Source organism: Martinezella tropici, from assembly GCF_003287875.1.
In the GTDB taxonomy this organism is placed as follows: Bacteria; Pseudomonadota; Alphaproteobacteria; order Rhizobiales; family Rhizobiaceae; genus Rhizobium; species Rhizobium tropici_C.
The window spans coordinates 507,093-530,407 of sequence record NZ_QMKK01000054.1 but is presented as its reverse complement, the minus strand read 5'-3'; the positions used below and the strand labels follow the sequence as shown (position 1 = coordinate 530,407).

At 59.5% G+C, this 23,315-nt stretch carries 22 protein-coding genes; 6 read left to right on the top strand and 16 right to left on the bottom strand.

Annotation, left to right across the window (positions count from 1 at the left end):
• Window positions 1-50: 50 nt before the first annotated feature.
• On the bottom strand, window positions 51-1,154 hold the full coding sequence (locus DQ393_RS27805; RefSeq protein ID WP_112344895.1) for a saccharopine dehydrogenase family protein: 1,104 nt from the start codon (window positions 1,152-1,154) through the stop codon (window positions 51-53).
• Window positions 1,155-1,292: 138 nt separating this feature from the next.
• Between DQ393_RS27805 and DQ393_RS27800 the strand changes: the two genes are divergently transcribed.
• Window positions 1,293-1,724, top strand: coding sequence for an Lrp/AsnC family transcriptional regulator (locus tag DQ393_RS27800; RefSeq protein WP_041678395.1), 432 nt, complete (start codon window positions 1,293-1,295; stop codon window positions 1,722-1,724).
• A 10-nt stretch (window positions 1,725-1,734) separates the two neighbouring features.
• Here DQ393_RS27800 and DQ393_RS27795 read toward each other — a convergent pair whose 3' ends face one another.
• From DQ393_RS27795 to DQ393_RS27760, 8 genes are all read right to left on the bottom strand, one after another.
• On the bottom strand, window positions 1,735-2,559 hold the full coding sequence (locus DQ393_RS27795; RefSeq protein WP_112344894.1) for an ABC transporter ATP-binding protein: 825 nt from the start codon (window positions 2,557-2,559) through the stop codon (window positions 1,735-1,737).
• Entirely contained in the window at window positions 2,556-3,545 is a 990-nt protein-coding gene (locus tag DQ393_RS27790; protein WP_112344893.1) for an ABC transporter ATP-binding protein, read from the bottom strand. The genes DQ393_RS27795 and DQ393_RS27790 overlap by 4 nt, the downstream gene beginning before the upstream one ends.
• A 2-nt stretch (window positions 3,546-3,547) precedes the next feature.
• A complete protein-coding gene (locus DQ393_RS27785) occupies window positions 3,548-4,405 on the bottom strand; it encodes an ABC transporter permease (protein WP_112344892.1) in 858 nt (285 codons plus the stop codon).
• Between the two features lie 3 nt (window positions 4,406-4,408).
• Window positions 4,409-5,413 (bottom strand): ABC transporter permease, encoded by a 1,005-nt coding sequence (locus DQ393_RS27780; protein ID WP_112344891.1) that lies wholly within the window; start codon window positions 5,411-5,413, stop codon window positions 4,409-4,411.
• 117 nt (window positions 5,414-5,530) lie between these two features.
• Entirely contained in the window at window positions 5,531-7,432 is a 1,902-nt protein-coding gene (locus DQ393_RS27775; RefSeq protein ID WP_112344890.1) for an ABC transporter substrate-binding protein, read from the bottom strand.
• A gap of 190 nt (window positions 7,433-7,622) precedes the next feature.
• On the bottom strand, window positions 7,623-9,131 hold the full coding sequence (locus DQ393_RS27770; RefSeq protein WP_112344889.1) for an alpha-N-arabinofuranosidase: 1,509 nt from the start codon (window positions 9,129-9,131) through the stop codon (window positions 7,623-7,625).
• 221 nt (window positions 9,132-9,352) lie between these two features.
• Window positions 9,353-10,279, bottom strand: coding sequence for an ArsR/SmtB family transcription factor (locus DQ393_RS27765; RefSeq protein WP_112345208.1), 927 nt, complete (start codon window positions 10,277-10,279; stop codon window positions 9,353-9,355).
• A 171-nt stretch (window positions 10,280-10,450) separates the two neighbouring features.
• Window positions 10,451-10,951, bottom strand: coding sequence for an invasion associated locus B family protein (locus DQ393_RS27760; RefSeq protein WP_112344888.1), 501 nt, complete (start codon window positions 10,949-10,951; stop codon window positions 10,451-10,453).
• Between the two features lie 365 nt (window positions 10,952-11,316).
• Here DQ393_RS27760 and DQ393_RS27755 point away from each other — a divergent pair, with 365 nt between their 5' ends.
• Window positions 11,317-12,339, top strand: a complete 1,023-nt coding sequence (locus DQ393_RS27755; RefSeq protein ID WP_112344887.1) for an LLM class flavin-dependent oxidoreductase — start codon at window positions 11,317-11,319, stop codon at window positions 12,337-12,339.
• 102 nt (window positions 12,340-12,441) lie between these two features.
• On the opposite strand, the gene cml is transcribed toward DQ393_RS27755, so the two are convergent.
• A complete protein-coding gene (cml, locus tag DQ393_RS27750; RefSeq protein WP_112344886.1) occupies window positions 12,442-13,638 on the bottom strand; it encodes a CmlA/FloR family chloramphenicol efflux MFS transporter in 1,197 nt (398 codons plus the stop codon).
• 339 nt (window positions 13,639-13,977) lie between these two features.
• On the opposite strand from cml, the gene DQ393_RS27745 reads away from it, so the two are divergent.
• The gene (locus tag DQ393_RS27745) at window positions 13,978-15,480 is read left to right on the top strand and encodes a globin-coupled sensor protein (RefSeq protein ID WP_112344885.1); all 1,503 of its coding nucleotides are present in this window, start codon (window positions 13,978-13,980) and stop codon (window positions 15,478-15,480) included.
• A gap of 72 nt (window positions 15,481-15,552) precedes the next feature.
• Here the strand turns inward: DQ393_RS27745 and DQ393_RS27740 are convergent, their stop codons facing one another.
• Complete coding sequence (locus tag DQ393_RS27740; RefSeq protein WP_112344884.1) at window positions 15,553-16,431, bottom strand: LysR family transcriptional regulator; 879 nt, start codon at window positions 16,429-16,431, stop codon at window positions 15,553-15,555.
• A gap of 170 nt (window positions 16,432-16,601) precedes the next feature.
• Between DQ393_RS27740 and bla the strand changes: the two genes are divergently transcribed.
• Entirely contained in the window at window positions 16,602-17,492 is an 891-nt protein-coding gene (bla, locus tag DQ393_RS27735; RefSeq protein WP_112344883.1) for a class A beta-lactamase, read from the top strand.
• 56 nt (window positions 17,493-17,548) lie between these two features.
• Window positions 17,549-18,715, top strand: a complete 1,167-nt coding sequence (gene ampC, locus DQ393_RS27730; protein WP_432422041.1) for a class C beta-lactamase — start codon at window positions 17,549-17,551, stop codon at window positions 18,713-18,715.
• Window positions 18,716-18,789: 74 nt separating this feature from the next.
• Here ampC and DQ393_RS33580 read toward each other — a convergent pair whose 3' ends face one another.
• Window positions 18,790-18,948: a hypothetical protein gene (locus DQ393_RS33580; protein ID WP_181592426.1), complete on the bottom strand. Its 159-nt coding sequence runs from the start codon at window positions 18,946-18,948 to the stop codon at window positions 18,790-18,792.
• Window positions 18,949-19,243: 295 nt separating this feature from the next.
• Between DQ393_RS33580 and DQ393_RS27720 the strand changes: the two genes are divergently transcribed.
• A complete protein-coding gene (locus tag DQ393_RS27720) occupies window positions 19,244-19,642 on the top strand; it encodes a hypothetical protein (RefSeq protein WP_112344880.1) in 399 nt (132 codons plus the stop codon).
• A gap of 120 nt (window positions 19,643-19,762) precedes the next feature.
• Here the strand turns inward: DQ393_RS27720 and DQ393_RS27715 are convergent, their stop codons facing one another.
• The 4 genes from DQ393_RS27715 to DQ393_RS27700 are packed head-to-tail and all read right to left on the bottom strand — an operon-like array spanning window position 19,763 to window position 23,194.
• Window positions 19,763-20,749, bottom strand: coding sequence for a branched-chain amino acid ABC transporter permease (locus DQ393_RS27715; protein WP_112344879.1), 987 nt, complete (start codon window positions 20,747-20,749; stop codon window positions 19,763-19,765).
• Window positions 20,746-21,654, bottom strand: a complete 909-nt coding sequence (locus DQ393_RS27710) for a branched-chain amino acid ABC transporter permease (RefSeq protein WP_112344878.1) — start codon at window positions 21,652-21,654, stop codon at window positions 20,746-20,748. The genes DQ393_RS27715 and DQ393_RS27710 overlap by 4 nt, the downstream gene beginning before the upstream one ends.
• Window positions 21,651-22,400, bottom strand: coding sequence for an ABC transporter ATP-binding protein (locus DQ393_RS27705; protein WP_112344877.1), 750 nt, complete (start codon window positions 22,398-22,400; stop codon window positions 21,651-21,653). The genes DQ393_RS27710 and DQ393_RS27705 overlap by 4 nt, the downstream gene beginning before the upstream one ends.
• Window positions 22,397-23,194: an ABC transporter ATP-binding protein gene (locus DQ393_RS27700; RefSeq protein ID WP_112345207.1), complete on the bottom strand. Its 798-nt coding sequence runs from the start codon at window positions 23,192-23,194 to the stop codon at window positions 22,397-22,399. Before DQ393_RS27700 ends, DQ393_RS27705 begins: the two co-directional genes overlap by 4 nt.
• Window positions 23,195-23,315 lie beyond the last annotated feature (121 nt).

The window sequence follows — 23,315 nt, the reverse complement described above, 5'->3', positions numbered from 1 at the left end:
ATGTGGCGCCCGAAGGCGCCACATTTCAAAACAGCAATAGGAATAGCCGCTTAGACGGCTTCTTTCATCCTGATCTTCTCGAGGCTGTAAACCTGTCCGAAGCGATTGGCGAGGAAATCGCCGAGATCGATTTCTTCCTGGCAAACGAAGCCCTTGGAGGGCAGCTTGCCCTGAGCGAGAAGATCAAGCACGGTCGTAATGCCGGCTGCGGTGGTGATCTGGATGGCGCTCATCTTCTTGCCGGCAACGATGCCTGCATAGACCTTGTTGGCATAGGTTTCTTGCATGTAGCGGCCCTCGCGCCAACCGCACACGGTGACGAAAACGACGACCACGTCCTGCATGGTGGCCGGCAGCGCGTTCTCGAAGAGATCCTTCAGCACATCGCGGCGGTTCTTGAGGTTGAGGTCGTTCAGCAGCGCCTTGATGATGGCCTGATGGCCGGGATAGCGGATGGTGCGGTAGTTCATCGTCCGCACGCGGCCAGCCAGCGTCTTGGCGAGCGTGCCGAGGCCGCCAGACGTGTTGAAGGCTTCGTAGGTGACGCCGTCGAGCGAGAACTCCTCGCGCTCTTCCATGGCCGGCACGGTCACGAGCTTGCCTTCGACGATCGCTTCGCAGGGCTCGATATATTCGTTGATGAGGCCGTCCGTGCTCCAGGTCAGATTGTAGTTCAGAGCGTTGGAGGGATACTGCGGCAGCGCGCCGACGCGCATGCGCACGCTGTCGAGGCTGTCGAAATGCTTGGTAAGATCATTGGCGACGATCGAGATGAAGCCCGGCGCAAGTCCGCATTGCGGGATAAAGGCGGTATTTGCTCCCTGAGCCAGTTCCTCGACCTTCTTGGTCGTGGCCACGTCTTCGGTGAGGTCGAGATAATGAACGCCGGCTTCAAGTGCCGCTTCCGCGACGAAACCTGTGAGATGGAACGGGGCGGCCGACAGAACGGCGAACTTGCCCTTCAGAACGCCTACGAGCCCGGCGCGGTCGGCAATATCGACGGCGGCGGTGGAAATCGCGGGGTGACGGTCGATCTTGTCGAGCTGTTCCTGGCTGCGGTCGGCGACAACGACCGTGTAATCGCCTGTTTCCGCCAGCATCAGAGCGATCGCCCCACCGATCTTGCCCGCACCGATGACCACTATGTCTTTCATATGACTCCCCTGCATTTCATTGATAAGGTTTTTATAAGTGTAGGTAGGAGTTGAACGATTCATAGCGACGAAAAATGCATTTCGCTGTATAAATCTATACAAATTGACGAATAGAATTTGCAAAATGCAGGAGTCGCCATGCAGGTCACCGATAAGGACCGCGAACTGATCGCCTTGCTCGGCCAGAATGCCCGAATGCCTGTCGCGACTCTCGCCAAAAAGCTGTCGCTGTCGCGCACCACCGTTCAGGCGAGGCTAGAGCGGCTGGAGCGAGAAGGCGTGATTGCGGGCTATGGCGTGCGGCTGTCGGAAACCTATCTATCGGGCCTCATTCGGGCGCATGTACTGATCACGATCGCGCCGAAGGCATTATCAGCCGTGACCGCATCGCTGAATGCTATCCCCGAGGTAACGACGCTTCATTCCGTCAGCGGCACGTTCGATCTGATCGCTATCATCGCAGCACCGTCGATCTCCGAGCTGGATCAGCTGATCGACGGCATCGGCACGATCGACGGCGTCGAACGCACCCTGTCATCCATCATCCTTTCGACGCGGATCTCGCGTTGAAAGTGACCGATCATGCGATCGAGACCGGCTCGACTTCGGGCGTGGTGGAGAGGACAGCCTCCTTCAAAGCCCGCGAATAGGGATGCTGCGGATTATCCAGAACCGCACGCGCACCGCCCTGCTCGACGATCTCGCCCTTCTTCATGATGATGATGCGATCGCTGATGTAATAGGCAGTCGCCAGATCATGGGTGATGTAGATGATCGATAGCCCCAGCTCCTTCTTCAGCTGGCCGAAGAGATTGACGATCGCCATTCTCAGGGAAGCATCCACCATCGAAACCGGCTCGTCGGCTACCAGCAGACGGGGCTGCGGTATGAGCGCGCGGGCGATTGCGGTTCGCTGCAGCTGGCCGCCCGAAAGCTCATGCGGAAACCGCCCCTTCACCTCGGCAAGCGTCAAGCCGATATGGGCAAGCGCCTCGTCGGCCATGCGCTCGACATCCGCCCGACTTGGCCTCACGCCGGTCGGCGCGAAATTCCTTGCCGTTTCAAAAAGATATCGATCAACCCTCTTGAGGGGGTTGAACGCTTCGAACGGATTCTGAAGGACCGGCTGTACCTCCCGCATGAAGGCGCGCCGCTCGGACCGGCCATGAATGGCCACCGGTCTGCCGCGAAAATTCAGGCTGCCCGATGTCGGCGCCGTCTGGCCGAGGATCATCGACGCAATGGTGGATTTGCCGGAGCCTGACTCGCCGACGATCGAAAGGATTTCCGGCTCCTCTCCGAGGCTCAGACTGACATTGCGAACCGCCACGATCTGGCGCCGGCTGAGCATGCCGCCCTGACGATAGACCTTGCTGACATGCGAGAGTGAAAGAAGATCGCTCATCGCCCTCCTCCCGTCACCGCGAAGCAGGCTACGCGTCGATCCGGCTCTACCGCCACCATGGGCGGCACTTCGCGGCTGCAGATGTCCATGCGCTTCGGACAGCGTGGATGAAAACGGCATCCTTCCGGCGGCATGGCAAGATTGGGTGGTCGTCCTTCCAGGGAAGGCCGCGTCGAGGCATCGCCGATCCGCGGCAGGCTTGCGACCAGATGCTGCGTATAGGGATGGAGCGGCAGGTGGAAAAGCTTGCGCGTCGGTGCCTCCTCCACCAACCGGCCGGCATAGACGATACCGATGCGATCGGAGACTGCGGCGTGAACGCCCATGTCGTGGGTGACGAACAGGAAGGAGGACCCCATCTCGCGCTGTATTTCGCGGATCATCTGCAGCACGTCGCGCTGGACGATAACATCGAGCGCCGTCGTCGGCTCGTCGGCAATGATGAATTCCGGCGTCAGGATGGTCGCAAGCGCGATCGTCATGCGCTGGCGCATGCCGCCCGACAATTCATGCGGATAGGCATCGAGAAGATTCGCATCGAGCTTCAGCCGCTGGAGATGGGCGCCGACGCGGTCGAAGAAGGTGGCGCGATCGGCCTTCATATGACGGAAGGCAAAATCGATGAACGAGTGCCGGATGCGTCGCACCGGATTGAGCACGTTCATCGATCCCTGCATGATATAGGAGAGATGCCGCCAGCGAAGCGCCGCCCGCTGCTCAGGCGTCATCGCATAAATATCCTGCGTTGCGCCATTGAAGTGAAATTTGACCGCACCGGAGACGACACGAAGCGGCGGTCGGATCGCGCCCGCAATCGTCTTGATCAACGTCGTCTTGCCGCTGCTCGATTCACCCGCAACGCCGTAGATCTCACCGCGGCCGATCGACAGGCTGATATCATCCACCGCACGCACTTCGCGATCGACGCCGTAGAGGAAGGCCCGATAATAGGCCTTGAGGTTATTGACCTCGACGACAGCCTCCATGCCTAGCCTCCCATCCGGTTCAAACGACTGCGCGGATCGTTGTATTCATTCATCGACATCGACAGCAGGAAGAGCGCCATGAACAGCACCACGATGGCGGCGACGGGTGCCGCAACCCACCACCAGGTGCCGGCGATCAATGCCGAATGCGCATTGGCCCAATAGATCATCATTCCCATGGTCGGCGTTTCGATGTCAGTGAAACCCAGCACCGCAAGCGTGATCTCCATGCCGATCGACCAGATCATGTTGTTCATCGTCGTGGCGAAGACGATCGGCAGCACATAGGGCAGATGCTCCTCCACGAGGATCTTGCGCATGCTCATGCCGGAATAGACGCTTTGCGTAGTGAAGGGTCGCGTTTTCAGGCTGATCGCCACCGAACGGATCAGGCGCGCGTCATAAGACCAGCCGAGCGACGCCATGACCAGGATCAGCACCGTCCAGGTCATTTCGTCCTTGAGCACGAAATAGAAGAGGACCAGCAGCGGAAACTGAGGAACGACCATGATGCTGTCATTGATCGCCATCAGCACGCGATCGACGGTGCCGCCGGCGTAGCCGGCCACCAGCCCTACGACCAACGAGATGATGCGGGACAGAAAGGCAACGCCGATGCCGAAATAAAGCGTGTTGCGAAGTGCGACAGCGAGCTGCCAGAAGACATCCTGGCCGCGCGATGTCGTGCCCAGCCAGTATTGTCCATCCGGCGGCATGTCGGGCGGCAGCAGATAAAGATCGGAAGAGCCGTAAGGCGAAAAATAAGACAGGATCACCATTCCGACAATCACGGCAAACAGCAGCAGACCGCAAAGGAATTCCGCATTCTGGCGAGCAAGGTCGCGAACGATCGTCAGCATGGCCTACTCCACCTTGATGCGCGGGTCGATCAGCGGACCCAATATGTCGATGATGAAGACCGCGGCGGCGACGCCGACAATCGACAAAGCGCTAAGCCCCAGGACAAGGCTGTAATCGCCGGCATGGACGGCCGAAATCAGAAGATTGCCGATACCGGGATAACCGAAGACGATCTCGGTGATGACGGTGCCGTTGAAGACGGCGCCGAGCGACATGGCAAGGCCGGTAAACTGCGGCACCATGGCGTTGCGGGCGATGTAGGAGCGCAAAATCCTACGCTTCGGCACGCCGCCGAGCTCGGCGAACACGACATAATCCTCGGTGATGATATTGGAGACCAGCGCCCGCATGCCGATAAGCCAGCTGCCTGTCCCGACAAGGATCAGGGATAACGCCGGCAGGATGGAGTGGCGCAGAATATCGAGCACCAAAGCAAAGGACAGCTGCAGATTGGTGTTCATCTCGTAACCGCCGTTGATCGGCAGGATCGGCCAGATATAGCCGAAGAGAATGATCAGGACGAAGGCCAGGATGTAATAGGGTATCGGCTGCATGGCGATGAAAACGAGACTGACCGCCTTCAGCAGCGTATTCTTGCGATAATAGCCCGCCAGCGCGCCGATCATATTGCCGATCAGAAATGTGATGATTGTCGAAACCGTCATCAAACCGATTGTCCAGGGCAGCGCCCTTGCAATGATGGCGGAAACCGGCGTGGGAAATGCCGAGAGCGACGGTCCGAGATCGCCTGTCGCAAGGCGTGCCCAGAAATGCAGATATTGCTGCCAGATCGAGCCCCCGATGCCGTAGAGTTCCCGCAGGGACTCGCGCATCAGTTCGACGGCGCGGGGATCCGATTGCCCCATCTGCTGAATGGCGCCGATGCTTTCCTCGACCGGATCGATCGGTGTCAGATGCGTGATGAAGAACGTCGCAGATATGCCGAGGAAGACGACGAGCAGAAACTGGCCAAATCGTTTCAATACGAAAACTGGATAAGACGTCATTCCGTCGTTTTCCTTACTGCTCGCATTTCATCTCTTATCGAAAAGATCGCCGGACCCGTTTCGCGCCCGGCGACAGGTGCCTGGCGCGGCGCATCAGCCGCGTCAGGGTTGGGAGAATTAAGGCTGCGCCGGCTTGAGCTTCACCATCATCAACCGCGAGTTCGCCCAATTCGGAACGGGGTCGGTGTAGGGATCCGCTATCGTCGGATAACCCTTCCAGTAGGTCGTATCCATCGACGTGAAGACGTTGTAGGACATCAGGGGAATGGTCGGCATTTCACGGGCGACCAGTTTCAGATAGTCCTTGCCGAGTTCGATACCCTTCGGATCGTCTGCGCTGATGCGGCGGATGTTTTCGATGATCTTGTCGAGCTCGGGATTGGACCAGCGCTGCCAGTTGCGCGGCGCCTGGTTTTCGCCCTTCTTGGCAACGAACTGCGAATGCCAGCTGTCGAGGAAGAAGGATAGATCCGGATCACCGCCCCAGGTCTCGACGCTCCAGGCGATGGCAACCTGATAGCTGCCGGGCTGCAGTGCCACTTGCCAGAGGTTTGTGGTGGGTGCAGCCTTGGAGTCGATGCCGAAGGCCGCCCATTGCTGGGCAATCAGGGTCCCGGCGCGGGTGAAGACCGAGCGGGTGTCGCCTTCGACCGTCAGACGGATCTTGAAGGGCTGCCCATCGGGCGTCATCCATTTGCCACCCACCTTCTTGAAGCCTGCCTTTTCCAAAAGCTCCGCAGCGGCCTGCGGATCGGGCTTCCACCAGCCATAGCCGAAGGCAGCACTGATGGCGGCCGGATCGGTCGGAATCTGATCTTTGAACTTCGGCTGCTTGCGCAGCAGATCGGCAATCTGCTGACCGACCGTCGGATCGTAGGGCTTGATCTTGCGTTTGCCGGTATCGATCTCGAAATTCTTCAGCCAATCCTGCATCGGTGCCTGATAGTCCGTCATGGCAATCGCCGTCGGCGGAACGCCGAGCGCCGAAAGCGTGGCGGCGCCACGATAGCTCGCCATGTCGACGGCCTTGATATCGATGAGCAATGCCAAGGCCCAGCGCACATCGGCATTCTGGAACAGCGGATCCTGATTGTTGAAGATCACAGCCGGCAGCGTCGGATCCGGATGCGCGAAGGGGAAGCCGGGGAACCAACTTTCGACGGTCTTCGACTTTTCCTTCAGCGTGAACATGCCTTCCGGCGTGTTGTCGTGAATGATATCCAGATTGTGCTCGATTTGCGCGATGGTGCGCTTATCCGGCGGACCGGGATCGACATAGCTCACATATTTCGGAGCCGGCTCGCCAAAGCGGGCAAGCGAAGTGCGCTGCCAATCGTCACGCTTCTCCCAGGTGTACCATTTGCCCTGCGGATCGTAGGCCTTCAGCTTATAGGCGCCGAGCGAGACGGGATTGGCATTATCATAACGAACGGGATCGGCGACCTTCTCGAAGACATGCTTAGGCATGATCCACGCGCCGTTCCAGCGAACGGTGAAGATGGCGTGAAAGCGTGAATTCGGCTTCTTCAGCTTGAAGACGACGGTATAGGGATCCGTTGCCTCGACGCTGGCGACCTGAACCGAAAAGGCAGCACTCCAGACCATGCCGGGATGGTCCATCTGCGTCTTGACGGTGTAAACCACGTCATCGGCGGTGAACTCGACGCCGTCGCTCCAGTAGATACCCTTGCGCAGCTTCACCGTCATTTGGGTGAAATCATCATTATACTGCGGCTTGTCGGCAGCGAGCGAATTGTCCCAGGCGGAGCCGCCCAGGCCCTTTTCCGGATCGATATACCAGAGCGTATCCATGGTCAGCTGCTGCAAGCCGGTCGAAACGCCGCCGCCGCCATTGACCCAGATATTGAACCAGCCCGGATTCTTAATCGTTCCCTCGGGGTTTTCGACGATCAAGGTCTCCTTGCGAGGCAAAGAGGTATAGTCCTGAGCCTTGGCTGCCGCGACGAGGCCGAACGTGGCCAGTGCGACACCGAAGGCAAGCTTCTTCCACTGTTGCATCATCTCCTCCCATTCTTATCGACTGTGCGGCCTACCCAAACAATGGGAAACGGGCCGCGACGTTCACGCCTTTTCCCGGTGGGCCGCGCACGCTGCGCGGCAACCAGGCCTGCAACAGGCTGTCGGCCGCCTCCTCGCGACCGTTCGGCCATTTTCTCCGCCGGAGCAGATCGGCTCCGGCTACCGGCTGTCACACGGCCAGCCGGATCACCGTGTAAGACAAAGGCTTCAACGTGGCACGAAGCCGGCCATCCTCGATTTTGGCGTCCCCCGTGTTGGTCGGGACGACGGCATTCGGCTGCGCTGCCGTATTGGTTGCCTGCAGATCGCTGTGGACCATTTCGTGCTGCTCGACGACACGGGCTCCGGCAAAGCCTTCAAGACGTGTGTCCAGATCGAGCGCGCTGTCGGGATGACGGTTGACCGCGAACAGCGTCACCATCTTACCGAGATCGTCATGCACGGCTGATACGTCGAGATAAGGCACGTCGTCGGCCTCGTCGCTGTCATAGGTCGGGCCGTCAGTGATGAGACGCAGCGCATAACCGCGACCGTATTTCGAGGCGAAATAGAGCGGATAATAGATAGTTTGCCGCCACGCGGGACCGCCATCTTCCGTCATGATTGGCGCGATGACGTTGACGAGCTGCGCTATGCAGGCAATGCGCACGCGGTCGGAGCGGCGAATGAAGGTGTTGAGAATGCCGCCGACCTGCAGCACGTCTTCGAAATTATAGACATCTTCCAGCAGGTGCGGCGCATCCGGCCATTCATCGCGGGCGAGGATGTCCTTGTCCTGCTGGTTGGAATGATACCAGACGTTCCATTCGTCGAAGGAAATGCCGATCGTCTTCTTCGACCGCTTCTTCGCTTTGATATAGTCGATGACGCCGCCGATGGTGACGATATAGCGATCCAGCTTCTCGGCCTTGGCGAGATAGTTCAGCGTATTCTTTTCGCGATTGGCGAAATACATATGCAGCGAGATATGATCGGCGCTGTCATAGCACTCGTCCAGAACCTGCGCTTCCCAATCGGGATAGGTCTTCATATCGGAATTCGACGAGCCGCAGACCACCAGTTCGAGAGATTTGTCGAAACCGCGCATGGCCTTGGCGGTCTCGTCGGCCAGGCGGCCATATTCATAGGCAGACTTGTGACCGACCTGCCAGGGACCATCCATTTCATTGCCCAGGCACCAGAGCTTCACGCCGTGCGGATCGGACCAGCCGTGCTTGCGCCGCAGATCCGACCAGTATGTGCCGCCCGGATGATTGCAATATTCGAGGAAGTTTCTCGCCGCATCCAGACCGCGCGAGCCGAGATTGACTGCCAGCATCGGCTTGGTATTGGCCTTTTTGCACCAATCGACGAATTCATTGACGCCGATCTGGTTGCTCTCACGCGTCCGCCAGGCAAGATCGAGACGCACGGGGCGCTCGGATCGCGGCCCGACGCCATCTTCCCAATTATAGGCTGAAACGAAATTACCGCCCGGATAGCGGCAATAGGGCGAGTTGAGCTCGCGCACGAGCTCAATCACATCCTTGCGAAAACCGTGCTCGTCGGCGGTTGGATGGCCCGGCTCATAGATGCCGCCATAGATCGCCCGGCCCAGATGCTCCAGAAAAGAGCTGTAGAGCCGATCATCGATGTCGGCAATTCGGAAATCACGGTGGACGATCACATGCGCCTTCACGGCCTTCCTCCCATATATATCAGATATTTCGTTCTTATACCTTGATCTTGATACACTTTTGGAAGGCCGTCAACGCTTCCACAGCGGAAAAAGCCTGAGGATCGCAATGATAACGATTTCCAGGTGGAAAATACGCTGAAAAAACAGATGGTTATTAAAAATACGACTTATTGGAAATTTATCTCGATCATATGCTATATATCAAAAAATATGATATAAATCTATGCCAGATCGACCCGCATCAAAATGTCTCGGCCGTAATTGCCGAAGCCGCGACCGAAAATGTTGACGCCGCCCGTATTGCGTGCGTCGTCGGCAATGCCGATGCGCAGCCGGATCGAAGAATGCTGGCTGATGGCGAGATCGTCGATGGTCACATCGGATACGGCAACCCCGTCGATGAACGTGCCCTTCTTGGAGATCCGCCAGGTCTTAAGCTTGCCGTACTGAGAGCCTTCCAGCTTCCACCAACCCGGTGTGAAGGCTCCGCGCTTGTCGCCGTAGTCACCAGGGGATGTCCATGTGCCGACAGCGACGCCGTTGACCCAGATGGTGATGTCCGACGGCCAGTCCGGATTGGTGCCCGGCACTTCGGACGACAGCTCCATCGAGAATTCGATGGCATTGACATTCCGGTTCAAGATCTTGGCATTGTTCGGAAATTTATATTCGACATGGCCGCGGCCGAACCAGAGAAGACCGGCCTGCATGCGCTGCGGATCGAGGAAATAATCCGGAACGTCGAGGAGGCCGATCACACCTTCGGTCGAGCAAAGGCCGCAAGGTGCATGCGTTTCGCAGCTCGTGTAGAGACCGATCGGCATGGCGACCTCGATCACGTCCTCATCGTGCTTGAAGGCCTGATCCTCGAAGCTCAGCAGGATTTCGTCGTAAAGCGCGGTGCAGATCTTCTGGTAGCCCTTGCGCGCTTTCGCAGCCTTGGTCTCGACGAGACCAGCCTCCTCCAGGATCATGATCGCCGTCGCGACGGTGGATTGCGGCAGATCGAGTTCCCGAGCAATCTCATTGACGTTCATCGAACCTTTGGTGCAGAGCAGCTTCAGCATTTCGACGCGGGCCGGCGCTGAAAGTGCCCTGAAGACCGCGGCGTTCTCGCCCGCATAAATTGTCAGAAAGCCGCGCTGCATCGAATCCCAAATACCCCGATCAATGGATATCATTTATATCAGGATTTTTGATTTCACAAGAGATATCGGACTTTGGCGTCTTCCATGCGCACAGGAAGACGCCATCGGGTCATTTCCGCCATACAACTTCCAGGGATAGGAGCGCCGCCCGCACCTCGGATGCCCGCAGTATCATCTGCATGTTTCTATGCGTTTCAACGCGGCCGTAATGCCCGATAATGAGTAGGAATAGCTCGTGGCGGTGCCACGTTTGGACGTTGCCTGCAGTTCCAATTGCGCGCCGCCTTTCATGGCGCTGATCATCGAAGGTTCCTGGGTTTCATCCCTCACCCAGCCGTGCCGGTCTTTCGTGAACATCGGAAAGGTCTTGTCGCCAACCGCAGCCGTCATTTGCGCGCCGTCCTTCAGATCATAGCCCATCGCGGCTTCGGGGACCAATTTGTCGCCCGGAGACAGGCGCGAGACGATGAAGAAGTTGTCGCCATGGTCGACAGTGGCGGGTTGCTGTGAGACCGGCCTCGACAACACATAGCAGCTGACACTATCGCCCGATTTATAAGAATATGCGCCCCAATGATCGAATTGATCGATACGGACGGGCACTTCCGCATGCGCAATACCGGCGCCGAATGCGACGAAGACCAGAGCGGGGGCGAATTTTCTAGCAAACATAGTTTCCTGCCATTTCTTGTTTCAAGGACGTTGAAAGCGAGAGAAGCACTCACACGCGCGGCAGTCTCGGTGCGGTGCGTTATTCGATTGTTAATGTCTTCGTTAAAATTTGTTCATGTTAGGCGACGCGCAGGAAATGATGGCGGAGAAGAACGCAACCTCTATCGGCGTTGACGATCAGTTCACAGATTGTGCTGTTTCCCCCGCTGCATCCATGCACATATAGCCCCTGAACCTACGGCTTTTGCGAGCCATGACATGAAGACCCAAGCAAGCAGCGCCTCGGACGGGCGCCATCTGTGTCTGGCATGGACATGGATGATGCAAAATCAAGCCGGGCAAACCGGATATAGCAGGATGACATCATGAAGAAGATCGGTTTCCTTTCATTCGGCCACTGGACGCCGTCGCCCCAATCGCAGACACGATCGGCAGGCGACACGCTCCTGCAATCGATCGATCTCGCCGTGGCGGCTGAACAATTGGGTGCTGACGGCGCCTATTTTCGCGTGCACCACTTCGCGCGTCAGCTAGCTTCGCCGTTCCCCCTATTGGCGGCCGTCGGCGCCAGGACCAGCCGTATCGAAATCGGCACGGCTGTTATCGACATGCGCTATGAGAACCCGTTCTATATGGCCGAGGATGCGGGCGCTGCCGATCTCATCGCCGGCGGCCGGCTGCAGCTCGGCATCAGCCGCGGCTCGCCGGAACAGGTGATCGATGGCTGGCGCCACTTCGGCTATACGCCGATGGAAGGCGAAAGCGACGCCGACATGGGCCGCAGACATACGGAAGTGCTGCTCGACCTCCTGCGCGGCGAAGGCTTCGCACAGCCCAGTCCTCGGCCGATGTTCCCGAACCCGCCCGGCCTGCTGCGCCTCGAACCTTACTCCGAGGGCTTGCGCGAGCGGATCTGGTGGGGTGCCGGCTCCAATGCTACGGCCGTATGGGCAGCAAAGCTCGGCATGAACCTGCAGAGCTCGACACTGAAGGACGACGAAAGCGGCCTGCCCTTCCACGTTCAGCAGGCCGACCAGATCAAGCTCTACCGCGAGGCTTGGAAAGAGGCAGGACACAAGCGTGAACCGCGGGTGTCGGTGAGCCGCAGTATCTTCGCTTTGGTGAACGATCTCGACCGTGCCTATTTCGGCAGCAGCGGCAAGGACGCCGACAAGATCGGCTTCATCGACGAGAAGACGCGCGCCATCTTCGGACGCAGCTATGCGGCCGAGCCCGACGTGCTCATCGAGGAATTGGCGAAAGATGAGGCGATCGCGGCAGCCGATACCCTGCTCCTGACCATACCGAACCAACTTGGCGTCGAATACAACGCCCATGTCATTGAATCCATTCTGACCCATGTCGCTCCGGCATTGGGGTGGCGATAAGGCGGCATGCAGATCACATAAACCGGCCTCGGCCGCCCGCGAAATTCGACTTTCGCGGGCGGTACTTTCAAACGCGCCCGCCGAAAGGCGGGCGCTTGCAGATCAGGCTATAGCATCCTGGCGCCGCAAGACGTGCAGTGCTGCCAGCACCAGCAATGCCGTGAGCGTGGAGAAGCCCGCCAAAGGCCATGCACTGTCGCCACCCAGTGCTGTCACCGCCAGCGTACCACCGATGCTGACGATCAGGCTCTGGATGCAGAAGTAGAACGCCACGGCCGATCCGGCGATATCGCCGAATTCCGCAAGCGCTCCGTTCGCCGTCACCGATGACGTGAAGACGATCCCAAGGGCCATGATCCACATCGGCAGCACGAAACTCGCGAAAGACGGCGAGCCGTAGACCTGACCAAGCGCGAGACCAGCCGCGCCGATAAGAAGCAGTGCCATGCCCCGTGCGACACAGCCCGCGACACCCCACCGCTCGACAAATGATCCGGCGAAGCGCGCCGCAGCGATCATCATGACTGCGACGGTTGCGAATGCCATGCTGAAGCCGAGTTCCGAATAGCCGGCCCGGCCGATCAGTACGCGCGGCGCAGTCGAGAAGAACACGAAGAATGTGCCCATGCCCGCGCTGAAGGCCAGCGTGTAGGTCCAGAACGGAAAGCTTATGAAGATCGGCCGGATGGAACGGCGTGGTCCTCTCGAACCTGCTGGCCGCGTCTCACGCCACCTTGCCGTGGCGTTGATCGTCGCGGCCAGGGCCAGAAGCGCCAGCACCATAAAGATCACACGCCATCCGAACCGATCGGCGATCATCGCGCCTGCTATTGGGCCAAGTGCCGGCACGAAGGACAGTATCGCGCCGAACGCGGCATAGATGACCGCCTGTTCCGGCCGGTTGCCGTAGACGTCCCGGACGGTTGCAAAGGTCGTAACCAGTGCCGCCGAGGCACCCATGGCCTGCAGCAGCCGGCAAAGGACGAAGGCGGTCGCCGTCGATGAGCCAGCCGCTCCGAGAGAGGCACCGGCGAACAGGATCGCCCCGGCAAGCAGCACGGGACGGCGACCGATGCGATCCGAAAGCGGACCGAACAGGACCTGCCCAAGACCAAGCATGATCATATAGAGGCTCAGTGTGAGCTGAATGACCGATGGCGTCGTGTTCAGAATGCCGGGCATCGCTGGAACGACGGGAAGGTAGATATCCATCGCCAGCGAGGCGAGAATGTCGAAAGGCGCCATCAGCAGCAATGCCGCCGGCAGCGAGTAGGCCCATGACGGGCGTATGTCAGACATGAGAAAATTCCGCTCGAAAGAGAAATCGGGCGGCGTCTGCCACTAGGGATCCGGTTGGAATGAGTTCGACAGCACGCCGCAACAACAGGAAGCTGTTGCGGCTTATCTATCTGCTGACTTTAAGGTCCCCATGCCAATAGCTCCGTGGTGAGATAGGTAGTGATGATCAGCCTTTAGCAGATGCCATCAAGTCGGACAATGATGTTGCGAGCCCTGCGCGGACTGCAACCTGCCCATATAGAGTGCGACAATCACGCAGCGAAAATGGACGGGAAATCTAATGATTTGTTAACCATGACCATGCCCTAACTGTTTGTAATTTCATTACTGGAGCAGGTTATGGTACGCGCATCGAAAATGGACGAGTTGAACGATCGGCTCGACTTTATTGGACTAGGGCAGGATGCCAGGCAGGCTTTGGCAGAGCTGCAGCCCACCATCGAATCTGCCGTCAAGGGCTCTCTCGATATCTTCTACGGGAAGATCACCAAACACCCCGAGATGTCGAAATTCTTCTCGTCGCAGCAGCACGTGGCGCATGCGAAATCTAAGCAGCAGGAACACTGGAAGACCATCGCATCGGGCAAGTATGGTCCCGATTATGTCGAAGCAGTCTCGGCCGTCGGCAGAACCCATGCGCGCCTGGGACTGGAACCGCGCTGGTATATCGGCGGCTACGCACTGATCCTTGAAGGCATGGTGCGCTCGATCGTCGCGCAGCAGCTCAAGGGCATCATGCAACGCAAGCACGAGCAGGCCCTGTCACGGCGGCTGTCGGCGATCGTCAAGGCGGCACTCCTCGACATGGACTACGGCATTTCTGTCTATCTGCAGGTGCTCGCCGATGAGCGCGACCGCGCAGAATCCGAACGGGCCGTCGCGCAACGGGAGCAGGAGCGAGCGCTTGATGCCCTTGGCCTCGCGCTGAACGGACTTGCGAGTGGCGACCTGACGGCTGAGATCACCGAAGCCCTTTCTGCCGAGTTCGAAGCTCTGAAAAGCAACTATAATGAATCTCTTTCATCTCTCGGAAGCGCGATGCAGCGCATCGAGGATTCGGTAACCCGCGTTCGCGAAGAAGCCGGGTCGATCTCATCGGCCGCCGACAACATGGTGCGACGCACGGAGCAGCAGGCTTCCGCACTGGAGGAAAGTGCTGCTGCAATCGACCAGATCACCACGATTTCCGAACAGACCGCCGAGCGGACGCGCGAGGTACAGGCGATCGTCAAGGAATCCGCCTCCGAAGCCGAACGCTCTCGCGAGGTCGTGCAGCAGGCCGTGTCCGCCATGGACGATATCGAGACCTCGTCGCGCAAGATGACCGACATCATCTCCGTCATCGACGATATTGCCTTCCAGACCAATCTTCTCGCGCTGAATGCCGGCGTCGAGGCGGCGAGAGCGGGCGAACAGGGCAAGGGCTTTGCCGTCGTGGCGCAGGAAGTCCGCGAGCTGGCACAGCGCTCGGCATCCGCGGCCAAGCAAATCAAGGATCTGATCGACAGGTCGTCGGATGACGTGCGCCGCGGCGTCGAGCTGGTCAACCGGACCGGCGAGGCACTGGCCTTGATCGGCAACCAGGTCGCTTCCATCGACCGGAATGTCGGTGCCATCGCCCGCTCGGCGCAGGAACAGGCCGCCGGCATCGGCGAAATCAACTCCGCCGTCCGCAACATGGATCAGATGACCCAGCAGAATGTCGCGCTGATGGAAGAGACGAATGCCTCGACGCGCCACCTCGCCGATATCAGCAATGAACTTGCCGGCCTGGTCGGCCGGTTCAAGACGGTGCGCTCGGGCACGAGAACCGGCGCGGTGAGATTGAAGCTCGCCAGCTAGCGCCGCCCCCGGCCTGACACAATGGTTCAACCGGCTCCAGGTATCTACCTGGGGTCGATTGAATTACGCGGCCTATGCCGGCATCTCCTCGATTTCGCCAATCAGCCACTGGCGAAACACCTTCATCGATGCCGTTTCCGCCCGCGATTTCAGCCGCGTCAGCCAATAGCTGCCGGTCGTCGCCGTAATCTGGAACGGCTGCATGATACGCCCAGCCTCGATGTCATGAGAGAACATCGCGACGGGCACAAGCGCGACGCCGACGCCGCGCGCAGCCGCCTCCACCAGCGTCAACGACGAATCGAACATCCAGCCGCGAAGATGCGGCGGCGGCAGGCCCGCCGCCCTGAACCAGAGCGACCATTCATCGATCCGGTAGGATCGGAGCAGCTCGACCTCGGCAAGATCGGTCGGTGTGCGCAAGCGCTCGCCAATATTCGGCGTACAGACCGGGGAGAGCGGCGCATCCATGAGATGGATCGCCTCGGTCCCATGCCATGCTCCGTCGCCGAAGCGCAGGAAGAAATCGAGCCCATCGAGCACCATGTCAGCACGATTGTTGTTGGTCTTCAGGCGCAGATCGACATGCGGATGCTGCGCTCTGAAGCGGCCGAGACGCGGCAACAGCCAGCCGATCGCGAAAGTGCCGACGACGCCGACCGTCAGGATCTCGGCAAAATTCCCCTCCTCCAGCTGGCTGAGCGTGGCGCTCATGCGCCGAAAGGCATCCGTCAATACCGGCAACAACGCATGGCCTTCATCGGTCAGGGCAAGCCCGCGCGGCAGGCGCTTGAAAAGGGGCACCCCAAGCACATCCTCCAGCGCCTTGACCTGATGGCTGATGGCCGTCTGCGTCACCCGAAGCTCGAGGCCCGCCCGCGTGAAGCTGCAATGCCGCGCCGAAGCTTCGAAAACACGGAGCGCGTTCAACGGCAGCTGTGAAATATCCATTTGTGTCCAAAGACCAAGTTTTTCTCATGTCTAAGCTCAGAATTGATCGTTTGTCTAGGGCAGGGAGCGGCGCCATAGTCCGGCTCGCAAGGTGATTTGCAAGGCGCCAATGACGTCCACGGAGCCTGAGACGCACCTCTTTGCTCAACATCAATCGAAGTGGAAACAAGATGACGATCTTATTGTCGCGCCGGCAAAGCCTTGCCGGCGGGTTGCTCGCTCTGCCCGTTCTGGCGGGGATAAGCGGTGTTGGACGCACCGCGGAGGATCATTCCGGCGAAGAGCGGCTTGCAGCGCTCGAGAGCAAGCATCCGGGCCGTATTTGTGTGAGTATTCTCGACATGGCGAGCGGCAGGCGCATCGAACACCGCGCCGGCGAACATATCTTGATGTGCAGCACCTTCAAGGCACTGGCGGCTGCCCTGGTGCTCGCCCGCGTTGACAAAGGCGAAGAGAAGCTCGACCGGCGCATTCGCTACTCGGAAGGCGATATCATCGGCGGCTCGCCAGCAACCAAATTGCGCGTTGGCGACGGCATGACGGTGGCAGAACTCTGTGCTGCGGCGGTCACGCTCAGCGACAATGCGGCTGCAAATCTCCTGCTTGCGAGCTTCGGCGGCCCCAAGGCGCTGACCGCGTTCTGCCGGAGCCTTGGCGACGATCTCACGCGCCTTGACCGCACAGAACCCACATTGAACTACCACGACACGCCGGACGACCAGCGCGACACGACGACGGCGGCCGCGATGCTGGAGAACCTTCGGCGGCTTCTGTTTACCGACGTGCTCACGGCCTCCTCGCGATCGCAGCTTGCCGCATGGCTGATCACCAACAAGACGGGGGACGCCCGCTTGCGCGCCGGCGTCCCGAAGGATTGGCTGGTCGGTGACAAAACCGGTACGAACGGTGACAAAGCCGGCAATGCCAACGACATTGCGGTGCTGTGGACGTCGAAGCGCGCGCCGATCATCGTGACGGCCTATTGCGAGATCCCCTCGATTTCAGCGGACGAACGCAACGCCGTAATTGCCGAGATAGGCCGGATCGCCGCGACGATCTGAGATCGCCCTTCATCCATCAGCATGAGGATATCATCTTGAATATACCTAACAATTCTCTGCAGAAGCTCGGCATCGTCGCAGGCTGCCTTTTCTATGGGATCGGCGCCCACGCCGAAGGCATCGATCAGAACCGCCTGGAGCGGGCCGTCAACGAGACCATTCGTCCGCTCATGAAGGATAACGACGTGCCGGGCATGGCAATCGCCGTCACCCTCAAGGGTAAGCGCTACATCTTCAACTACGGCGTCGCCTCGAAGGAGAGCGGCCAGAAGGTGACGAACGATACGATCTTCGAGCTCGGTTCCATCAGCAAGACGTTTGCGGCAACGCTTACCTCCTACGTCGAAGTCAGCGGGAAGCTGTCTTTCTCCGACAAGGCGACGAAATACATGCCGGAGCTGGCTGGTACGGCCTTCGACAGGATCAGCCTTCTCGATCTCGGCACATACACGACCGGCGGCCTGCCTCTGCAATTCCCGGAGAGCGTCAGCAATGATGGAATGATCGCCTATTATCGCAGCTGGCATCCGTCCTTTGCGCCCGGCACGTACCGGCAATATTCCAATCCCAGCATCGGGCTGTTCGGCTATCTGGCCGCACGGGCCATGGGCCAGCCGTTCGATACGCTGATGCAGGACAAGATCATCGCCGGCTTCGGGCTCAAGCATACCTATGTCCATGTTCCCGCCGCCGAGATGGGCAGCTATGCCTATGGCTACTCGAAAATGGGCAAGCCGGTTCGCGTCGGCCCCGGCGTTCTCGACACGCCCGCCTATGGCATCAAGACCACGGCATCCGATATGCTTGCCGTTCTCGAAGCCAATATGGATGGTTCGAAGCTCGACGAAACGTTTCAGCGGGCAGTCGAGGCGACGCATGCCGGCTATTACACCGTCGGCAACATGACGCAGGGGCTTGGCTGGGAAATCTATGCCTATCCGACAACGCTTGCCCGGTTGCTCGCCGGCAACTCATCCGACATGACGCGCCAACCGCACAAGGTCACCCGGCTCGACCCGCCGCAGCCGCTACGCAAGGACGTGCTGATCAACAAGACCGGCTCGACGAACGGCTTTGGCGCCTATGCGGCCTTCATTCCCGCCCGTCAGGTCGGCATTGTGCTCCTGGCAAACAGGAACTTTCCGATCCCGGCCCGCGTCTCCGCGGCCTACAAGATCCTGGCGGCAGTCGAGAGCCTGTCCGGATCGAACGCTGCACGATAGAGAGTGGCTTGAGGATTAGTCAGCTTCGACAAACGGCCGGCCTTCGGAAAAGATATCGAGGCCGGCCTCGCATTTTATGGATTGCCAGACGACCGTCGCGCGGCAACATCGGCTTGGGAGGCCTCTGCCCCGTTGAAGAATTCCTGCAGGAGGCGGGTAATGCGCTCTGGCGATGTACCCTTGGCATATTCTTCCTGCATCCGGCGTCTGACCAACATTTCTAAGACTGACATGTCTTTCACCTCATCTATCCGGCGCAAGGAAAATGTCGCTCTCAAAGGCATGGGAGGCAAGTTACAGTTTTTTCATGATTTTAGCGGCGCGGCGAGAACATCTTCGGCTTTGCCGTCATCGCATTCGGTCCGAAGCGGAGTTGACCGAAGCGTGACCAATCTGCCACTTGCCAAATCCCGGCGCATCGTAGAATTGAAAGCGGCCAATCGGTCGGTTGTTTGCGCTTCCTTAACTTCCGTGCTTTAGCGGGCCACACCCCGACCATTGGATGATGTCGCCTGCAAGGAATGAATAATGCCCATAAAGAAAAGCTCTGCCTCTGACGTTTTCCAGCGCAAGATTTCGGATTTTTGCGATATGCGGCTCAAGCCGCTGCTTCAGCCGCGTAGCTTCGAGAATATCAAAGGCTTCATGATCGGTCTGATCGTTTTCCAGTCGCGCCCTCCTCTTCGGGCAGGCCGCGTCGACTGGCAGGAGATCGCTTCCCTCTGCGGCATGGACGAGGAAATGAGCCCGGAACTGAAGCGCGCGGCCCAGCCCGGCTTCGATGCTATTCTTCGCTGGCTTGGGGCAGCGAAAACCAGCACGGCGCGTAAGCCGCCCGTCGCCTCTCCTGCCGCCCGGAAAACGCCGTTGCGGGTTCCCGCCAAGCCTATTTCCGCTCAGCCCGTGCGCCGCGCTTTGGCGTCTTGAACCGAACTGCGTACCGGCCGCCTATGGCCGGTACGCCACCAATCCGCGTCGCCCGATCTTAAAACCCCAAACAGCACAGACTATCAATCCAGTCGGCAAAGGGCCTGCTTCCAGCTCCCGCTAGGATGGTGCGTTACTTTCATCCGCGATCGGTTTCTGCTGCGGCGCGATCGCAGATCGACGCTTCGGGATATCGCCGAAAAGGCCGCCCGGCCGCACAAGCAGGATGATGCAGAGCATGACGCCGATCGCGACGATCTGAAGCGAGGCCGCACGGGCCTGCTGCTCCGGCGAAAAAAGCACGCTCGTTAGCGCTCCCGATCCAGCCCATATCCCCCAGACGAGAATGCTGCCGACAACGGCGCCCTTGTTGCTGCCTGAACCACCGACGATCAGCATGACCCATACCTGGAAGGTCAGGGTCGGGATATAATTGTCGGGTGCGATGAAGCCGATGAAATGCGTCTGCATGGCACCGGCAAGCCCCATGATCGCGCCTCCGACGGCAAAGGCCTGCACACGGTAGAAGCGCGCGCTCTTGCCGAGAGAAATGGCGGCACGCTCGTCCTCACGCAGCGCCTTGAGAACACGTCCCCAGGGGCTTTTTGCAAGATGCTCCAGCGCAAAATAAACGATCAGCAATGCGACGACCACGATGCCTAGATTGGCAAGATTGAAAAGAAGTGGCGTTTCGGCAAGGCTGGAAAATGGGCGCGGGATGAAGCCGATGCCAAAGGGGCCACCGGTGAGCTTCTGCGCATTCAGCGCCACGAGCTGGACGACAACCGCGACGCCGAAAGTGGTGATCGCCAGATAATCGGATTTCAGCCGGAGCGTCGCCACGCCGATGAGGGCGGCGGCAAGACCGGCGATAATCATTGCGCCGAGCCAGCCGACGAGGATCGGCAGATCGAACCCACCAAACCGCCCGGCCGTATCGGGCGTCGTCAGCAGGGCCGAGGTATAGGCGCCAATCGCTACGAAGCCGGCGAGCCCGACATTGAAGAGGCCGGTCAGGCCCCATTGCAGGTTCAGGCCGAGGGTGATGAAGGAGAAGATCAGCGCGGTGGTCAGGAAGAAAGCGCCATAGCCAATAATGTCCATCATCGCTCCCTCACTCCGAAAAGGCCGATCGGCCGGATGAACAGCACCGCCATCAGGATGATGAACGAGATGGCGGCACGCCACTCGGCACCGACAAGCTGAACCGCGGCCGCTTCGGCAAGGCCGATGATCAGGCCGCCGAGAACCGCGCCCGGCACGCTGCCGATACCGCCGAGAATGGCGGCGGCAAACATCGGCAGCAGCATGTCGAAGCCCATCAGCGGGCGAATCTGCACGAGAATGCCGATCATGACACCGGCGACGCAAGCCAGCCCGCCACCGATCAGCCATGTGACGCGCACGACTTTGGCGACATCGATGCCGACGACGCGGGCAAGCGCCGGATTTTGGCTCAGCGCCTGCATGGAGCGGCCCGTCTGCGTCCTCGTCATCAGCATATGCACGCCGAAGACCAAAAGTGCCGTGACGATCAAAAGGGCGATCTGATCGGGCGTGATGCGGATGCCGAAACCGACGGGCATGGCGATCTGGATGGCGCGGCTGAAATAGGTCGGGCGCGACGTGAAGAGAAATTCGAGCAGGCTGCGCAGCGCCATGGAAGCACCGAAGCTTGCCATGACGACGATGATCGACTGGCCCTTGGCCCTGAGCCTGGCAAACAGCACCTTGTCGAGCGCGAGGGCAAGGACGCCGGTAAAGCCCATCGCCAGGATCACTGCCACGATCAGCGGCCAGCCGAAGGAAAGCGGGCCGATGGGGGCGACCTTGCCGAAGATTGCCCCGATGGCACTGACGACGGCAAGCGTCGCATAAGTGCCCCAAGCCATGAAATCGCCATGGGCGAAGTTCGAGAACCGCAGGATCGAATAGGTGAGCGTGACACCAATGGCGCCTAGGCCGATCATCGAGCCCGTCAGCAAGCCGTCGACGATGAATTGCAGGTTCATGCCGCACCTCCCTTTGTCGACGGTGCTGGTCGCTGCCCGAGATAGAGTTCGGCTACGACAGGATCGTTCCAAAGCTCAGAAGCCACGCCTTCATGCCTGTCCTTGCCCTCGACGAGGACATAGGCGCGATCGCCGATGGCCAGCGCCGCCCTGGCATTCTGCTCGACCAGCAGAATGGTGACGCCGGATTTGCGGATTTCGCTCAGCATGTCGAAGACCATCGAGACGAATTTCGGCGAGAGGCCCGCCGAGGGCTCATCGAGCACGAGAAGCTTCGGGTGAACGATAAGAGCACGCGCAACGGCCAGCATCTGCCGCTGCCCTCCGGAGAGATTGCCGGCCGCGATGCGGCGATGGCGGGCAAGATCCGGAAAGGTCGCGTACATTTCGTCGATACGAGCAGGCACGTCCTTCGGCTTCAGGATGCCGCCGGCGACCTTCAGATTGTCTTCGACGGACATCAGCGGAAAGACATTCTCCGTCTGCGGCACGAAGGCAAGACCGAGCCGCACCATCGTGTGCGCGGGCATACTCGTTATATCCCTGCCAACCAGTTCCACCGTGCCGCTTTCGACCGGAACGAGACCGGCAATCGCCTTGATGAAGCTCGATTTGCCGGCGCCATTGGGGCCGAGCACAACGACGATTTCCTTCTCCGCTACCGTAATCGAGGCGCCGCGCACGATCGGAACACCCGGCTCGTAACCGGCAACGAGATTGCGAACGCTCAAGACCGGTTCGCTCATGCCGCACCTCCCAGATAGGCCTCGATGACGCGCGGATCGCGGGCGACCTCTTCCGGCGTGCCCTCGCAAAGAAGCTGGCCGCTCGCCATCACAAGCACGCGGTGACACAGGCGGGTGACCATATCGATATTGTGTTCAATCAGAAGAAAGGTGACGCCGCGTTGATTGATATCGCGGATGCGGTTGATGATCGTTTCCAGAAGCGTCGCGTTGACGCCGGCCGCCGGTTCATCGAGCAGGATGAGGGCAGGATCGGCCATCATGACGCGAGCAAGCTCCAGAAGCTTGCGTTGACCGCCGGACAGAACGCGCGCCGGTTCATGCGCCAGACGCGTCAGGTGGACGAGGTCGAGCAGCTCCATCGCCTTGGCACGGGCAGCCTTCTCCTCAGCGGCAACCTTCCATGGCCGTAGGAAATTCGATAGCAGCCGCTCGCCCGCCTGATCCTGGGCGGCCAGCATCACGTTGTCGAGAAGCGTCAGATTGGGAAACGGTCGCGGGATCTGGAAGGTGCGTCCAAGACCACGTGCGATCCGCCGATGGGCCGCCTCGCCCGCGACTGCGGTGCCATCCAAGACGATTTCCCCGCTACTCGGCGCGACGCTGCCAGCCAGAAGGTCGAACATCGTCGTCTTGCCGGCGCCGTTCGGGCCGATCAGGCCGAGGATCTCGCCCTGGCGCACGTGAAAGGAAACGTCGTTGACGGCCACGAGACCGCCGAAACGCCGCACCACGTTTCTGGCTGTCAGAACGGGCCGGGCTTCCTCCCCATGCCGTTCAGTTGTCGTACTCATGAGATCCCTCTGGCCGGAAAACAATCGTTGCCGCTTCCCTGATTATTTGATTTGTGATCACACTTGCATTGATCACGCTAATCAGCTTTAATCCTCTTCGCAAGCCGAAAAAGGGATTTCG

Excerpts from the sequence above, each read along its gene's own strand:
- DQ393_RS27805 (WP_112344895.1), bottom strand. The coding sequence starts at position 1,154 with ATGAAAGACATAGTGGTCATCGGTGCGGGCAAGATCGGTGGGGCGATC.
- DQ393_RS27800 (WP_041678395.1), top strand. The coding sequence starts at position 1,293 with ATGCAGGTCACCGATAAGGACCGCGAACTGATCGCCTTGCTCGGCCAG.
- DQ393_RS27795 (WP_112344894.1), bottom strand. The coding sequence starts at position 2,559 with ATGAGCGATCTTCTTTCACTCTCGCATGTCAGCAAGGTCTATCGTCAG.
- DQ393_RS27790 (WP_112344893.1), bottom strand. The coding sequence starts at position 3,545 with ATGGAGGCTGTCGTCGAGGTCAATAACCTCAAGGCCTATTATCGGGCC.
- DQ393_RS27785 (WP_112344892.1), bottom strand. The coding sequence starts at position 4,405 with ATGCTGACGATCGTTCGCGACCTTGCTCGCCAGAATGCGGAATTCCTT.
- DQ393_RS27780 (WP_112344891.1), bottom strand. The coding sequence starts at position 5,413 with ATGACGTCTTATCCAGTTTTCGTATTGAAACGATTTGGCCAGTTTCTG.
- DQ393_RS27775 (WP_112344890.1), bottom strand. The coding sequence starts at position 7,432 with ATGCAACAGTGGAAGAAGCTTGCCTTCGGTGTCGCACTGGCCACGTTC.
- DQ393_RS27765 (WP_112345208.1), bottom strand. The coding sequence starts at position 10,279 with ATGCAGCGCGGCTTTCTGACAATTTATGCGGGCGAGAACGCCGCGGTC.
- DQ393_RS27760 (WP_112344888.1), bottom strand. The coding sequence starts at position 10,951 with ATGTTTGCTAGAAAATTCGCCCCCGCTCTGGTCTTCGTCGCATTCGGC.
- DQ393_RS27755 (WP_112344887.1), top strand. The coding sequence starts at position 11,317 with ATGAAGAAGATCGGTTTCCTTTCATTCGGCCACTGGACGCCGTCGCCC.
- cml (WP_112344886.1), bottom strand. The coding sequence starts at position 13,638 with ATGTCTGACATACGCCCGTCATGGGCCTACTCGCTGCCGGCGGCATTG.
- DQ393_RS27745 (WP_112344885.1), top strand. The coding sequence starts at position 13,978 with ATGGTACGCGCATCGAAAATGGACGAGTTGAACGATCGGCTCGACTTT.
- DQ393_RS27740 (WP_112344884.1), bottom strand. The coding sequence starts at position 16,431 with ATGGATATTTCACAGCTGCCGTTGAACGCGCTCCGTGTTTTCGAAGCT.
- bla (WP_112344883.1), top strand. The coding sequence starts at position 16,602 with ATGACGATCTTATTGTCGCGCCGGCAAAGCCTTGCCGGCGGGTTGCTC.
- DQ393_RS33580 (WP_181592426.1), bottom strand. The coding sequence starts at position 18,948 with ATGTCAGTCTTAGAAATGTTGGTCAGACGCCGGATGCAGGAAGAATAT.
- DQ393_RS27720 (WP_112344880.1), top strand. The coding sequence starts at position 19,244 with ATGCCCATAAAGAAAAGCTCTGCCTCTGACGTTTTCCAGCGCAAGATT.
- DQ393_RS27715 (WP_112344879.1), bottom strand. The coding sequence starts at position 20,749 with ATGATGGACATTATTGGCTATGGCGCTTTCTTCCTGACCACCGCGCTG.
- DQ393_RS27710 (WP_112344878.1), bottom strand. The coding sequence starts at position 21,654 with ATGAACCTGCAATTCATCGTCGACGGCTTGCTGACGGGCTCGATGATC.
- DQ393_RS27705 (WP_112344877.1), bottom strand. The coding sequence starts at position 22,400 with ATGAGCGAACCGGTCTTGAGCGTTCGCAATCTCGTTGCCGGTTACGAG.
- DQ393_RS27700 (WP_112345207.1), bottom strand. The coding sequence starts at position 23,194 with ATGAGTACGACAACTGAACGGCATGGGGAGGAAGCCCGGCCCGTTCTG.